Source organism: Pseudomonas sp. COR18 (assembly GCF_048568395.1).
GTDB lineage: Bacteria > Pseudomonadota > Gammaproteobacteria > Pseudomonadales > Pseudomonadaceae > Aquipseudomonas > Aquipseudomonas fuscovaginae_B.
The window spans coordinates 6,237,702-6,253,139 of the sequence record NZ_CP183808.1 but is presented as its reverse complement, the minus strand read 5'-3'; the positions used below and the strand labels follow the sequence as shown (position 1 = coordinate 6,253,139).

Here is a 15,438-nt window from a genome sequence, read left to right as displayed (position 1 = left end):
TTGAGGTTGTCGAACGATACGGTTGTTGAGATTGAGTCTCATCTTTTCCGTTGAGATAAGTTATCGTACGACATTGCCCGACGTCTACGTGGTATGAGGCATTTTGAAACATTGTGTTACATATATTGCCGCTGTGTAGGCGTATCAAGATGAGCTTGTTATTCTTTTTTGCTCATTTACGGGCAGGTTTTACGGGGTGAAAAGGCGTTTTTTGGGTTTTCCCCGGGTTTTTTGGGGCGGCTTTTCAATTGTTGTACGATGACCTATGATCTTCGTCAGCGGCCGCATCCTTGTCATGAATCCAATAAAAAAGGCTAAAGACGCCCATGAGAATCACAGCAGTCAACGTCCAGGTGTTTTCCTACCCGACCCGTCGCGCGGTGGACAGCGCCGGGCATGCGCACCCCGGCGATGTCACTCAGGCCCAGATGGCCCTCCTGCGGATCTGTAGCGAAGATGGCTCTGAAGGGTTTGCCTTCGGGGCGCCGGAACTGATCCGTCCCTATGTACTCGATGGCTTTGTTCGCAAGGTGCTGGTGGGGCAGAACGTGCTGGATCGGGAGAAAATCTGGCACGACCTGGTGCACTGGCAGCGTGGCAGTGCCAGTCAGTTGACCGATCGCGCCCTGGCCCTGGTCGAGCAGGCCCTGTGGGACTGGGCCGGGCGCAAGTTCGGGGTGCCGGTGCACAAACTGATCGGTGGCTTTCGCGACAAGGTGCCGGCCTACGGCTCGACCATGTGCGGCGATGAACTGCCCGGTGGCCTGGCGACCCCCGAAGACTACGGTCGTTTCGCCGAAACCCTGGTCAAGCGCGGTTACAAGGCGATCAAGCTGCACACCTGGATGCCACCGGTGTCCTTCGCACCCAGTCCGAAGATCGACGTCAAGGCCTGCGCCGCGGTGCGCGAGGCGGTCGGGCCGGATATCGCGCTGATGCTCGACGGCTACCACTGGTACAGCCGTACCGACGCCCTGTATATCGGTCGCGAACTGGAGAAGCTCGATTTCGCCTGGATCGAGGAGCCGATGATGGAAGACTCCGCCGAGTCCTATGCCTGGCTGGCCGCCAATCTGGATATTCCGGTACTGGGCCCGGAAACCCTGGCTGGCAAGCACCTGAGCCGCGCCAGTTGGGTGAAGCACGATGTCTGCGACATCCTGCGCGCCGGTGTGGCCGGGGTAGGCGGCATTGCGCCGTGCCTGAAGGTCGCGCACATGGCCGAGTCCTTCGGCATGGATTGTGAAATCCATGGGAACGGGGCCGCGAACCTGGCCGTGGTCGGGGCCATCAAGAACTGCACCTGGTATGAGCGCGGCCTGTTGCACCCGTACCTGGACTATGACGAGGTACCGGCCTACCTCAAGCAACTGGTGGACCCGATGGACAGCGACGGTTTCGTTCACCTGTCCGATCTGCCTGGCTTGGGCGAAGACATCGATTTCGACTTCATCGAGACCCATACCCTTAACAGCTTCTGATCTGTACACGGGTGTCCCGCTCGATACCGGGTCACCCGAGCGCCCAATAAATATAAGAAAGGCACTCTCACTATGAATATTCGTCCCTCGTTTCTGGCGCGGGCACTGGTGGCGACCCTGGCCTTTGCCGCTGTGCCGGTCACCTATGCCAAGACCCCGGCCGACCAGTTGATCATCGGCATGAGCATGATCAACCTATTGTCCCTGGACCCGGCCGCCGCGACCGGCCTGGACGTGTCGGAGATCAACGCCAACCTCTATGACATGCTGCTGGTGCAGGATGCGGCCCAGCCGGACCGCCTGCTGCCGGCCCTGGCGGAGCACTGGCAGGTCAGCGATGACCGCAAGACCCTGACCTTCAACCTGCGCAGCGGCGTGAAGTTCCAGTCCGGCAATCCCTTGAGCGCCGAGGACGTCGCCTGGTCGCTGCAGCGCGTCCTCAAGCTCAACCTCGCCCTGGCCTCGACCTGGAAGGCCTACGGTTTCAGCGCCGAGAACGTCGAGCGCTACATGCGCGCCAGCGATGCCCAGACCTTCGTCATCGAGCTGCCGCGACCGACCGATCCTTTGCTGGTGCTCAATACCCTGGCGACCTCGCCCAGTGCCTTCATCCTCGATCGCAAGAAAGTCCTCGAGCATCAGAAGAATGGCGACATGGGCGCGGCCTGGCTGGTGACCCATGCTGCCGGCAGCGGTGCCTTCGTGCTCAACGACTGGCGTGCCAACGACGTGATCCTGATGAGCCGCTTCGACGGCTACTGGGGCGGCCCGGCCAAGCTCAAGCGCATCGTCATGCGCAACATGACCGAGTCGCAGTCGTTGCGGCTGATGATCGAGCGTGGCGATCTGGACATCGCCAAAGGCATCTCCGCGCCGGATATCGAGGCCCTGCAGCACAGTGACAAGGTCCGTACCCAGACCTTGCAGCGCGGTACCCTCTACTACGTGGCATTGAGTGTGAAGCAGCCGATGTTCGCCGACGTGCGGGTGCGAAAGGCGGTGCGTTCGCTGATCGACTACCAGGGCATCAACCAGACCGTGATGCCCCACTACGGGCTGATCAACCAGCGCCCGCTGCCGCTGGGGCTGGCCGCGCGCCTGCCGGATCCGGGTTATCGGCTGAACGTCGAGCAGGCCAGGAAGCTGCTGGCCGAGGCCGGCTATCCCAATGGTTTCAAGACCAGCATCCGGGTATTGGCCGAGCCGCCGTTCATCAACATCGCCTCCAACCTGCAGTCGACCCTGGCCCAGGCCGGGATCGAGGCCAGCATCATCACCGGCACCGGCAACCAGATCTATGGCGCCATGCGCGAGCGTGACTTCGACATCATCGTCGGTCGCGGTGGTGGCGGGGCGGAGCGTCACCCGCATTCCAGCCTGCGTACCCTGGTGTACAACCCGGATAACCGGGACGATGCCAAGTTGAGCAATTTTCAGGGCTGGCGCACCTCGTTCTACAGTCCCGAGCTGAACCAGTTGATCGAGCGCGCCGAGGTCGAGCCGGATGCCGATAGGCAGCAGGCGCAATACCGTGAGATCCAGGAGCAGTTCGACCAGCAGGTTGGCGCTATCCTGCCGGTCGCGCAGATGACCGACACGGTGCTGGTCTACAGCGATGTCGCCGATTTCCAGGGCCACACCGCCGCGACCACCCGCTACAAGGACGTCTACAAGCAGCGCTGAGCAATGTGCGCGACGAAAGTCCGCATGCCCGGTGCCCCTGTAAATGATTGATCAGGAGATCACTATGTTTGTTTCGACTGCCTCTGTGCTGGGGGCTCGCGCCTCCAACACCGTCCGGCGCGCCAGCACGGTCCTGGTGACCCTGCTCGGTCTGCTGGCACTGACTTTCGTCATCGGTCGGGTCATGCCGCTGGACCCCGTACTGGCGGTGGTCGGCCCGGACGCCGACAGCTCCACCTATGAGCAGGTGCATCGGGCCATGGGCCTGGACAAGCCGATCTGGACCCAGTTCGGGCTGTACCTCAACGACCTGCTGCACGGGAATTTCGGTAACGCCCTGCTGACTGGCCATCCAGTGCTCGACGACATCCGACGGGTGTTTCCGGCGACCATCGAGCTGGCGACCCTGGCGATCCTGTTCGGCGTGCTGATCGGCCTGCCGCTGGGCGTCTGCGCCGCCAGCAACCAGGGCCGTCTGGGGGATCACATGGCGCGCGTCATCACCCTGTTTGGCTACTCCACGCCGATTTTCTGGCTGGGCATGATGGGGCTGCTGGTGTTCTACGCCTGGCTCGGCTGGGCCGGTGGCGCGGGGCGTATCGACCTGGCGTATGACGGCATGGTGCCGGAAGTCACCGGCCTGCTGCTGGTTGACTCGGCCCTGGCCCGTGACTGGGAAGCCTTCGCCAGCGCCTTGCGGCATATCGTTCTGCCAGCGCTGATCCTCGGCCTGAACTCGGTGGCCTACATCAGTCGCATGACCCGCAGCTTCATGCTCGAGCAACTGTCCCAGGAATACATCATCACCGCCCGGGTCAAGGGCCTGTCCCGGCGACAGGTGGTCTGGGGCCATGCCTTTCGCAACATCCTCGTGCAATTGCTGACGGTGGTGGCGCTGGCCTACGGTTCCCTGCTCGAGGGGGCGGTGCTGATCGAGACCGTGTTCGCCTGGCCAGGCTTCGGCCAGTACCTGACCAGCAGCCTGATGCTGGGCGACATGAACGCGGTGATGGGCTGCGTGCTGGTGATCGGCCTGATCTTCGTCGCGCTCAACCTGATCAGCGACGCCCTGTACAAGGTGTTCGACCCGCGTACCCGCTGAGCCCGCACCTGCAGTCTCGATAAAACTATAAAAAGAAGGATTTTTTCATGAAAACTGTTTTTTCCAGATGGCACGCCAGCCTGCTGGCGGCCGCCCTGATCGTGGCGCCGATGGCGGCCGTGCAGGCCAAGACCCCGGCCGACCAATTGATCGTCGGCATGAGCCTGGTCAACCTGTTCTCCATCGACCCGGCCAACGCACCCGGCCTGGATGCCTCCGGGGTCAATGCCAATCTCTACGACACCCTGGTCAAGCGTGACCGGGGCAACCCGGAACAGCACCTGCCACAACTGGCCGAGCGCTGGGACATCAGCGAGGACGGCAGGCAGGTCACCTTCCACCTGCGCCAGGACGTGAAGTTCCATTCTGGCAACCCGCTGACCGCCGAGGACGTCGCCTGGTCGCTGTACCGGGTGATGAAACTCAACTACGGTCTGGCCACCACCTGGAAGGCCTATGGCTACAGCGTCGACAACATCCGCTCGCTGATTCGCGCCAGTGATGACCACACGCTGGTCATCGACCTGCCGCAGGTCATGGACCCGCTGCTGCTGGTGGACTCCCTGGCCACATCGCCAAGCGCCGTGGTGGTGGACCGCAAGACCGTCCTGGCGCACGAGAAGAATGGCGACCTGGGGGCCGGCTGGCTGGTGACCAACGAGGCCGGCAGCGGGCCGTTCGTGTTGAGCAAGTGGACCGCCAACGACTCGTTGCTGCTGACCCGCTTCGACGGCTACTGGGCTGGCGCAGCCAAGCTCAAGCGCGTGGTGGTGCGGCACATGACCGAGTCCCAGTCGCTGCGCCTGATGCTTGAACGTGGCGACCTCGACCTGGCCTATGGCATGGCAGCGCCGGATATCCGCGCGATCGACGGTTCGGAAAAACTGCAGGTGCAGTCGCTGCCGCGCGGCACGATGTACTACGTGGCCCTGAGCATGAAGCAGCCCGAATTCGCCAAGGACAAGGTCCGCGAAGCAGTGCGCAACCTGATCGACTACAAGGGCCTGGATGAGCAGGTCATGCCTTACTACGGCAAGCTCAACCAGCAGCCGATGCAGCTTGGGTTGCAGGCGCGCCTGCCGGATCCGGGCTATCACCTGGACGTTGCCAAGGCCAGGCAACTGTTGGCCGAGGCCGGCTACCCCGACGGTTTCAGCACCACCATCCGGACCCTGTCGGAACCGCCGTTCATCGACATCGCCGCCCGCCTGCAGGCGACCCTGGCCGAGGGTGGGATCAAGGCCAGTATCGTCCCCGGTACCGGCAACCAGGTGTACGGCGCGATGCGTGCACGCAACTTCGAGATCATCGTGGCCCGAGGGGCCGAACGTTATCCGCATCCGTATTTCAGCCTGCGCACCTTCGCCTACAACCCCGACAATCGCGATGACGCCGGTCTGCCGAACTTCCAGGGCTGGCGTGCGTCGTTCTTCAGTCCGCCGCTCAACAGCCTGATCGACAGAGCCGGGGTCGAGCGTGACGCGGACCGGCGTCTGGAGTTGTACCACCAGGCGCAGACCCTCTACGACCAGCAGGTCGGCCCGATCATGATGATTTCTCAGATGACCGACACCGTGGTCAGTGCGGCTGACGTCAAGGGGTTCAGTGGCGACGACGCCGAGGCGACCCGCTACCTGGGCGTCTACAAGCAGCGCTGAACAACGTCTGGTGTACCAGGCGAATGTGAATTCAACCCGAGAACATGCCAATGATTGCCAACCTCTCTTCTGCCGAATCCAGCGCCAAGCGGCGGCTGGAGCGTACCCCGGGGTCCAGCTTCGATGCCTTTTGCAAAAGCGGCCTGCGGGTGTTGCGTCATCTATTGCGTAACCCCATGACCCTGGCCGGGTTGCTGGTCGCGCTACTGTTGATCGTGGTCGCGGCCTTCGCCCCCTGGATCGCCACCCACGATCCGGTGGTGCAGAACCTGGGCAACGCCTTGCAGGCTCCGGGCGCCGTCCACCGGTTCGGCACCGACGAGTATGGCCGGGACATTTTCAGCCGGCTGGTCTACGGCTCGCGGGTCACGTTGTACATCATTGCCCTGGTGACGGTGATCGTCGGGCCCATCGGGCTGTTCATCGGCACCGTCTCCGGCTACTACGGCGGCATCGTCGATACGGTGTTCATGCGCCTGACCGATATCTTCATTTCCTTTCCCAGCCTGGTCCTGGCGCTGGCGTTCATTGCGGCCCTGGGGCCTGGCCTGGAGCATGCGGTGGTCGCCATTGCGTTGACTTCATGGCCGCCGATCGCCCGTCTGGCGCGAGCCGAAACCCTCTCTCTGCGCAAGGCTGACTTCGTCGTTGCGGTGGAACTGCAAGGGGCTTCGTCGAGCCGCATCATCCTGCGGCACATCGTGCCGATGTGCCTGTCGTCGGTGATCATCCGGCTGACCATGAACATGGCCGGGATCATCCTCACCGCCGCGGCCCTGGGTTTCCTCGGCCTGGGCGCCCAGGCGCCGTTGCCGGAGTGGGGCGCGATGATTTCCACGGGGCGGCGCTACATGCTCGAGTGCTGGTGGCTGGTGGCTGTCCCAGGGGCGGCGATCATGCTGGTCAGCCTGGCCTTCAACCTGCTGGGCGATGGCCTGCGGGACATCCTTGACCCGCGTAGCGAGTAATCGGAGGTTGTATGTCTGCCATCAAATTGAAGGTCGAAGGGCTCAATGTGCGCTTCGTCAACGGTCAGAAAGAAACCCATGCGGTGCGTGACGTGTCGTTCACCCTGGGCCGGGAAAAGCTCGCCATCGTCGGCGAGTCCGGTTCGGGCAAGTCGACGGTCGGGCGCAGCCTGCTCAAGTTGCACCCGGCCAGCGCGAAGATCACGGCCCGGGCCATGCGTTTCGGCGAGATCGATCTGCTCTCGGCCAGCGAAAAGGTCATGCAGTCGATCCGCGGCCAGCGCATCTCGATGATCATGCAAGACCCCAAGTATTCGCTGAACCCGGTGGTGAAGGTCGGCGACCAGATCGCCGAAGCCTACCTGGCGCATCACAAGGCCAGCCGCGGCGAGGCCCGCGAGCGGGTCATGGAGATGCTGGAAAAGGTGCACATCCGTGATCCGCAGCGGGTCTACAACCTCTATCCGCACGAGGTCTCGGGTGGGATGGGTCAGCGCATCATGATCGCGATGATGGTCATTACCCGTCCGCAGGTGCTTATCGCCGATGAACCGACCTCGGCCCTTGACGTTTCGGTGCGCCAGCAGGTGCTCAGCGTGCTGGAAGAGCTGGTGGAGCAACAGGAGCTGGGGCTGATTTTCGTCAGTCACGACCTCAATCTGGTACGCCATTACTGTGACCGGGTCCTGGTGATGTATGCCGGGCGGGTGGTCGAGTCGCTGGCCGCCTGCGATCTGGATCACGCCCAACACCCCTATACCCGTGGCCTGCTGGCCGCGTTGCCGAGCATGGACAACCGCCGTGAGCGGCTGCCGGTGCTGCAACGCGACCCGCTCTGGCTGACCTGCTGAGGACCCGACCATGACCATGATCCAAGCACACTCGCTGAACCTGAGTTTCGGCGCCGGTCCGACGGCCAACCAGGTACTGCACGATGTCTGCATCGACGTCGCCGATGGCGAATCCTTTGGCCTGGTGGGGGAGTCCGGGTCGGGCAAGACCACGGTGCTGCGCTGCCTGGCCGGGCAGTATCGGCACTGGAGCGGTGACCTGAGCATTGCCGGGGTGCCGCTGCAGCACAAGATTCCCAAGGCGCACTTTCGCCAGGTGCAGATGGTGTTTCAGGACCCCTATGGCTCGCTGCACCCGCGTCACACCATCGATACGGCCCTGCGCGAGCCGTTGATCATCCACGCGATTGCCGACAAGGATGACCGGATCAACGAGATCCTGCTCAAGGTTGGCCTGAACGAAACCTTCCGCTACCGCTATCCGCACCAGTTGTCCGGCGGCCAGCGACAGCGGGTGGCGATCGCCCGGGCTCTGATCCTCGAACCGCGGGTGCTGTTGCTGGATGAGCCGACCTCGGCGCTGGACGTGTCGGTGCAGGCGGAAATCCTCAACCTGCTGGCAGACCTGCGGCAGCGGGAAAAACTCACCTACCTGATGGTGACTCACGACCTCGGCGTGGTCACGCACCTCTGTGATCGGGTGGCCGTGATGCAGCAGGGCCGGATCGTCGAGTCGCTCGACTGCCCGGCCCTGAGCCAGGACCTGGCGTCCCATGCGTACACCCGGATGCTGGTGCAGGCCAGCCGGGACTTCAGCCAGGCGGCCGGCTACGAACGGGTCGGGTGAGCCGCCATTGCGGCGGCATTTCAAGGAAACCGGGTGCTCGGCCTCGACCCACAGGTCGGGCGTCCTGGTGTGATGATGGATAAAAACAAGGAAAACCACATGTCGTACCAAGACCCTTTTGCCGTTTCGTCGCGCCACCCTTTGGCGCGCCTGGGACTCGCCGCACTGGCGCTGGGGTGCAGCCTGCCGTCATGGGCGCTGCAGCCACCGTCGCGATTGCAGGTGCCGACCCTGGCCGTCGATGACCAGCAGATCATCCTGGTCTGGGAGAAACCCGCCGATCACGCTGATATCCGCGACTATCGGGTCTATGCCAACGGTGTCCTGCTGGGCGGCAGCAACGCGAACAACGACCGGGTTTCGCCGGCCAAGCCTTACATCGACCGCTTCTACGAGCAGGACACGAGCAACTTTCATTACCGCATCGGCATCCACAGCTATACCGCTGAAGGCCTGAAGCCGGACACGCAGTACCGTTTCACCGTGCGTTCGGTGGGCAGCGACGGCCAGGAGTCTGCCGACAGCCCGGCGCTGGTGCAACGCACCAGCAAGGTGGCGCCGGTGTTCAACGTCAGAAACTATGGGGCCAAGGGAGATGGCAGCAGCCTCGATACCCAGGCCATCCAGAATGCCATCGATGCGTGCACCGTCGGCTGCAAGGTGCTGCTGCCCAAGGGCACCTACAAGAGTGGTGCGCTGTATCTCAAAAGCAACATGACCCTGGAAATCGCCGAAGGCGCCACGCTGCTCGGTTCCGAGCGCGCCGAAGACTATCCGCTGGCGGGCTACATCCAGTACCCGTATTCCACGACGGTGCGTCCGGCCTCGCTGATCAACGCCTTGCCGCGCAATCCCAAGGAGCACCAGACGTTCGAGAACATCCGCATCGTCGGCAAGGGCACCATTGACGGCAATGGCTGGAAGCGGCGGGCGGACGTGATCGACGAGCGTGGCCAGGCGTTGCCGTTCTATATACCCAGTGACAATACCCGCTACATGCAGGACGGCATCCTCGCCAGGGCCCAGGTGGAGCAGGCCTTGGCCCGTGGCATGAACGTCAAGGACGCCTACGGGCAGATGCGTTCGTCGCTGATCACCCTGCGTGATGTGAAGAATGTCTTCTATGGCGGTTTCACCGTGGTCAACCCGGCCTACCACGGCATCATGAACCTGGAAACCGAGAATGTGGTGCTGGCCAACACCACGCACAAGACCTACGACGCGAACAACGGCGATGGCGTCGAGTTCGCCAACAGCAAGGGCGCGATGGTCTTCAACAACTTCTTCGACACGGGCGACGATTGCGTCAACTTCGCCGCTGGCACGGGGGCCGAGGCGGTGCACCAAAAGCCCCAGGAAGAGGCCTGGATCTTCAACAACTACTTTCGCAAGGGGCACGGCATGGTGGTCGCTGGTAGCCACACTGGCGCCTGGATACAGAACATCCTGGCCGAAGACAATGTTTCCGACGGCACCGATGCCGGCTTGCGCATGAAGAGCACCAACTTCATGGGTGGCGGGGCGCGTAATGTCATTTTCCGCGATTCGGCGATTCGCAATACCGTCAAGCAGGGGTTCATCTTCACCCTCGACTACAACGATCCGAACGCCAAGCTCGACTATACGCGCTCCGCGATCCCCGGGCAGTTCAGGGATATTCACGTCAGCGATGTCAGCGTCGAGCAGGCCAAGCTTGCGGCGATCGAGGTCAAGGGTGACAGCCAGGGCAATGCCTACCACCAGGGCCTGGTTTTCGAACGGGTACGTTTCAGCGGTCCGGCCAAGGCGAACATTGATGGCTTGAAGGATTCACGCTTCGACCAGGTGGTGTTCAGCCAGACCGAGGGGGCAATCCCTGGCAGGTCAAGAACAGTCAGGGGCTGACCTTCAAGGAGGTGCAGCCGGCTCCCCTGTAGCTCAGCATGTCTGGCCGGCTCAAGCCCGAGCCCGTTTCGAGCTTGGGCCGGGCCGCTGAAAACCGCCTGCTGGCGGTTTGTCGTGTAGGGGCCTAGCCGTTTTCGGCACAATTGCCCCGGCGGTCGATGTGAAGGAATGGAACTTGCCTGTTTCGCTGCCTGTAGGCTTTGTGGGCTCAACAGGATCCGCCGATGAACAACAATAACTCAGGTCTGGAAAAAGGCACCGCCATGGCGGGCTTACCTTCAGCGATCCATCGCCATCACACGTGCGACATCGATCAGCACGCCAGGAACATGGGGGGCTGGGAGGTGCGGTATGACCAGCTGACGCCGGGGCGCTTCGAGGGCGAGTTGATCGAGTTCCGCGCGGGCTGGATGCAGTTGGTGCGCGACTGTTCCAATCAGTCCATGCTCAAGAGTGGCAACGCCTGGGAAGGGGCGATCACCTTCAGCGTGCCGCTCAGTTCCCAGGGCCCGGTGTTCTGCGCCGGCCATCCGATCCATGAGCCGAGCCTGTTGGTGGCCCATGGTGATCACCTGCCGGACTTGCGCACGCCCGCGCATCTGGACCTGTTGGGTGTGGCGGTTGAGATCGAGGTGTTCGAGCATCTGCTGGAGCGCCAGGGCGCCCGTTTTCGAATTACTGATCTTCCCAAGTGTTACCGTTTGGGAACAACCTCGTTGCAAGGTGAGCTGAAGCTGCTCCTCGATGAGCTGGACGTGGCCGCCCAGGCAGACGACAACCTGCTGGCTCATGCGGCGGTGCGACAGGGACTGCGCGATGCGGTCATGGTCCAGTTGCTGGAGTTGGTGGCGCCGGACCAGGCCCCACCCTTGAGTCCTACGGCGCGCAAGCGCATGGTTGATCGGGCCAGGGAGTATGCCCTCGGCCATCTGGATGAGCCCCTGTCGATCCTCGACCTGTGCAATCACATCGGTGCCAGTCGACGCAAGCTCCAGTATTGTTTCCAGGAGACACTCGGCATCAATCCGGTGGCATATCTGAGGGCGTTGCGCCTCAATGCGGTGCGTCGTGAGCTGCGTGACGGTCCGTATGGGCAAGGGGTGCAGGAGATGGCGGCGCGCTGGGGCTTCTGGCATCTGAGCCGCTTCGCTCACGACTATCGGACCCTGTTCGGCGAGACGCCATCGCAAACCTTGCGCCGTCATCAAGTGTGCTGAAATCGGATAACTTGTCTATCGGCAGCGTTACTAGGATGGCCCACACCATTTGATTGGGAGGGGCATTCGATGAGTCACGACAAGAATTCAAATCTCAGCCGCATCACCTTGTTCACCCTGGGTTTGTGCGGTATGTGCAGTACCGTGCAGGCGACGGAAAACGGCTCGCCGACCACGGCCGTGGGGGTCTATGACTTCGGTGCGGGGATGATGCCACCGGCCACGCCGTTCGGCACCGTGGGCCTGCGTACGTCCTTCTATTCGACCCATGTGCAGAAGGACCGACACGGGCGGTCGGTGGACAACAACTTCTCCCTGGATGTGCTTTCCATCGGTCTAGCCTACATGCGGATGACCGACTACACGGTGCTGGGGGCCCAATACGGTTTCGGGACGGTGGTGCCCTTCTTCAAGATGGACGCCTCCCTCGAAGTGCCCACTCCGGGGGGGCCTCTGAAGCTTGCGGCCGATCCGTTCCGTCTGGCCGACGTGCAGTTCCTGCCGCTGATCCTGCAGTGGAACCTGTCACCCAACCTTTTCGTCAACACCCAGTTCCAGGTCCAGGCGCCCACGGGCGACTACGACAAGAACCGGTTGGTGTCTCCCGGTCTCAATCACTGGACCTTTTCTCCCATCGTCAATGCCACCTACCTCAGCGATACCGGTTTCGAGGTGTCGTCGAGCTTCGAGGTGGATGTCAACACGCGCAACCAGGCGACCGACTACAGGAACGGGGCGGAGTACCGGCATGAGTTCGCCGTGGGCCAACACTTCGGCCCGTGGACCGCGGGTATCGGCGGCTACTACTACCGCCAGCTCAGCGATGACGATGCGCCGGGTCTGAGCAGCGGCAACCGTGCCCGGGTAATGGCATTGGGGCCAGCGGTGAGCTACTTCAAGCCGGGGTTGCCGCCTGTCTGGTTGCATGTCTACAAGGAGCAGGGCGCCACCAACCGTGCCGAAGGCTACACCGTCTCCCTGCGCGTTTCGCAAAGCTTCTGAGGGCCGAACCATGACTTATGTGCATTCTGCCACGAGCCTGGTGGCGCCTGGTATGCGTCAGGCCACGGGACGTCGTGAAGGTCTGGTGCTGATGCTGGGCAGCAGCCTGACCATCATGGGGTCGGTGATGATCGCGCCGATCCTGCCCAAGCTGGGCGCCGAATTTGGGCCGCTCAATCCCCAGGCGGATCTTCTTGTGCCGTTGGCCGTGACCGGGCCTGCACTGGCGATAGCCCTCTGTGCGCCCTTGGCCGGTTGGCTGGCCGATCGGCTGGGGCGCAAGGCACTGCTGGTGCTGGCCACGGTGCTCTACGCGTTGCTCGGTGCGCTGCCGGCGCTGCTCGCCGACCTGCAGTCGATTGTCGTCGTGCGCCTGTTGTTCGGCTTGGCCGAGGCGGCGGTGATGACCTGTTGCGCCACCCTGATCGCCGACTATTGGCAGGGCGAGGAACGGCTGCGCTACATCAATCGGCAGGTGGTGACCATCGGTCTGGTCGGTGCGCTGTTCTTCGTCCTTGGCGGTGCCCTGGGCGAGCAGTCCTGGCGCCTCCCGTTCCTTCTGTACCTGCTGCCGCTGTTGCTGGTGCCGGCGATGATGAAAGTGCTGTGGGAGCCCTTGCGCACCCAGCCTGCCACGCAGATTCAGGACACGGAGCGGGTCGCCGTGGTGCCGCTGGCCCTGGGCTACCTGCTGATTCTCGGTGGCATGGTCCTGAGCTTCGTGGTGCCGGTACAGACCCCCATTCTGCTGGTCGGCCTCGGGGTCACATCCAGCACCCTGATCGGTCTGTCCGCGGGGCTGGGCCTGCTGGCAACGCTCGGTGGCTCGCTGGCCTGGCCGTTGTTGCGGCGATTCCTGGGCATCGCCGGGACCAACACGGTGCTGCTGGTGCTGATGGGGGCCGGGTTGTGGCTGCTCATGCAAGCGCAGAGCTACAACGCGGTGTTACTGGCGGTATTGATTCATGGGCTGGGGGCCGGACTGCTGGTGCCCAATGCCATGGCACCGGTGATGGCATCGCTGAGTGCGCGAACCCGCGGCCGAGGGTTGGGCGGTTTCACCGCCTGCCTGTATTTCGGCCAGTTTGTCAGCCCCCTGGCCGTGGCCGCACTGGGGGCGTTTGCCGGGGACCTGCGCCACGTCGTTGGGTGGTTGGCCTTTGCCAGCTTTGCTGTCGCGCTGCTATGGGGAACGGCTGCCTTGCTGGGCCGCCGGTCGGGCGACCTCACCCCTCCAGCCATTCGTCATTGAAATAGATCGGGAGTATCCAGCATGCAAGACATCCAACAGTTGTTGGACAAGGAAGACGCCACCGGCCTGGCCGCCCATGTCAGGGGGGGGGAGGTGCAGCCCGTGGAATTGCTCGACGCGGTGATCGAACGCCTGGAGCGGGTCGAGCCAACGCTCAATGCCGTTGCCGAGCGGCTTTATGAGAGTGCCCGCGAGACGGCCCTGGAGCCTGGGGCTCGTGCGGGGGCGTTTGCCGGTGTGCCGACCTTGATCAAGGACCTGTTTGCACCGGTACGCGGGGCGGCTATGACCAACGGCTCGCTGGCCCTGGGTGGGGCGCGTGCCGATTTCGAGGCAGAGGTGGTGACCCGTCTGCGACGGGCCGGATGTCTGATCGTCGGCACCAGCACGGCGCCGGAGTTCGGTAGCTCGTACACCACCGAGTCCACCCGTTTGGGGGCCACTCGCAATCCCTGGAACCGCGACCGCAGCGCCGGTGGCTCCAGCGGCGGAGCCGCAGCCCTGGTCGCTGCACGGGTTGTGCCTTTTGCCCATGGCAACGATGGCGGGGGCTCCTTGCGGGTGCCGGCGTCCTGTTGTGGTGTCTTCGGTTTCAAGCCCAGCCGCGGCCTGCTGCCGTCCGGCCCCATGGTCGGCGAGGGGTGGGCGGGCATGGGCACCAACCATTGCATCACCTTGTCGGTGCGTGACAGTGCCGCGTTGCTGGATGCCACTGCCGGTATCGACCTGGGGGCCCCCTACGCCGCGCCGCTTCATGCACGGCCCTATGTGACGGCTCTGGAGCAGGCGCCGCGGCCACTGCGGATTGCCCTGGTGGAGGAGGTCGGGCCCTGGGGGACCTCCGCGCAGAGTCTGGAGGCCGTGCGCCAGGCGGCGAGCTTGTGCCAGTCGTTGGGACATCGGATCGAGCCAGCTCGCTTGCCGGTGGTGATCCCCGAGTTTCTCGATCAGGTCTTCACCATCATCGGTGCCAGCACACAAAACTATCTCGAACTGTTGGCGCGCATGCGCGGGGCGCCCGTGCCGTCGGAGGAACTGGAAGTCCGCACGCGCATCATTCTGCGGGAAAAGGGCGGTGTCAGTGGTGCGCAGTATGCGGCAGCGGTCGAATGGATCCATGCCCTTGGCCGGCAATTGGCAACGTTCATGCAGGATTACGACCTGATCCTCAGCCCGACCCTGGCCCGCGAGCCGGTGGAGATCGGCGAGCTGGACCTGCGCGACGACCGCCTGAGCCTTGCCGAGCTGATCGAGCGCTTTCACAGTTATTCCCCCTTCACCGCCTTGTTCAACGCCAGTGGGCAGCCAGCGATGTCGGTGCCGTTGCACTGGAGCGCACAAGGCTTGCCGATGGGGGCGCACTTCGCCGGCCGCTTTGGCGATGAAGCCACGCTGCTGGCGCTGGCCGCGCAGCTGGAACAGGCCCGGCCCTGGCGGGCCCGTGTGCCGCCGATCAATGCCTGCATGCGTTGACTTGCGGTGAAGCCTGGCAGCACGGGCGTGCGGACTCGGTCGAGGCGCTGTACCGTGGCGAGGAACCTTCCATTCTGCGC

Annotated in this window: 11 protein-coding genes and 1 pseudogene; all 12 read left to right on the top strand. The window is 63.3% G+C overall.

What is annotated here, in order from left to right:
* Positions 1-326 precede the first annotated feature (326 nt).
* Complete coding sequence (locus ACM62G_RS28125) at positions 327-1,481, top strand: mandelate racemase family protein (protein WP_273822766.1); 1,155 nt, start codon at positions 327-329, stop codon at positions 1,479-1,481.
* Positions 1,482-1,553: 72 nt separating this feature from the next.
* Positions 1,554-3,164 carry an ABC transporter substrate-binding protein gene (locus ACM62G_RS28120; protein ID WP_419736142.1) on the top strand — a complete coding sequence of 537 codons (1,611 nt, stop codon included), beginning with the start codon at positions 1,554-1,556 and terminating at the stop codon, positions 3,162-3,164.
* Positions 3,165-3,228: 64 nt separating this feature from the next.
* Entirely contained in the window at positions 3,229-4,266 is a 1,038-nt protein-coding gene (locus ACM62G_RS28115; RefSeq protein ID WP_273822769.1) for an ABC transporter permease, read from the top strand.
* Positions 4,267-4,313: 47 nt separating this feature from the next.
* The gene (locus ACM62G_RS28110; protein WP_419736141.1) at positions 4,314-5,924 is read left to right on the top strand and encodes an ABC transporter substrate-binding protein; all 1,611 of its coding nucleotides are present in this window, start codon (positions 4,314-4,316) and stop codon (positions 5,922-5,924) included.
* Positions 5,925-5,974: 50 nt separating this feature from the next.
* Positions 5,975-6,892: an ABC transporter permease gene (locus tag ACM62G_RS28105; protein ID WP_419736140.1), complete on the top strand. Its 918-nt coding sequence runs from the start codon at positions 5,975-5,977 to the stop codon at positions 6,890-6,892.
* 11 nt (positions 6,893-6,903) lie between these two features.
* The gene (locus ACM62G_RS28100) at positions 6,904-7,743 is read left to right on the top strand and encodes an ABC transporter ATP-binding protein (RefSeq protein WP_273822774.1); all 840 of its coding nucleotides are present in this window, start codon (positions 6,904-6,906) and stop codon (positions 7,741-7,743) included.
* Between the two features lie 10 nt (positions 7,744-7,753).
* Entirely contained in the window at positions 7,754-8,530 is a 777-nt protein-coding gene (locus tag ACM62G_RS28095) for an ABC transporter ATP-binding protein (RefSeq protein ID WP_419736139.1), read from the top strand.
* Between the two features lie 99 nt (positions 8,531-8,629).
* Positions 8,630-10,446 (top strand): annotated as a pseudogene (locus ACM62G_RS28090) (glycosyl hydrolase family 28 protein).
* 192 nt (positions 10,447-10,638) lie between these two features.
* Complete coding sequence (locus tag ACM62G_RS28085; protein ID WP_273822777.1) at positions 10,639-11,631, top strand: helix-turn-helix domain-containing protein; 993 nt, start codon at positions 10,639-10,641, stop codon at positions 11,629-11,631.
* Positions 11,632-11,700: 69 nt separating this feature from the next.
* A complete protein-coding gene (locus ACM62G_RS28080) occupies positions 11,701-12,633 on the top strand; it encodes a SphA family protein (RefSeq protein ID WP_273822778.1) in 933 nt (310 codons plus the stop codon).
* Between the two features lie 52 nt (positions 12,634-12,685).
* Positions 12,686-13,885 (top strand): MFS transporter, encoded by a 1,200-nt coding sequence (locus tag ACM62G_RS28075; protein WP_273822779.1) that lies wholly within the window; start codon positions 12,686-12,688, stop codon positions 13,883-13,885.
* A gap of 21 nt (positions 13,886-13,906) precedes the next feature.
* Complete coding sequence (locus tag ACM62G_RS28070) at positions 13,907-15,358, top strand: amidase (RefSeq protein ID WP_419736138.1); 1,452 nt, start codon at positions 13,907-13,909, stop codon at positions 15,356-15,358.
* The last annotated feature ends 80 nt before the right edge of the window (positions 15,359-15,438 follow it).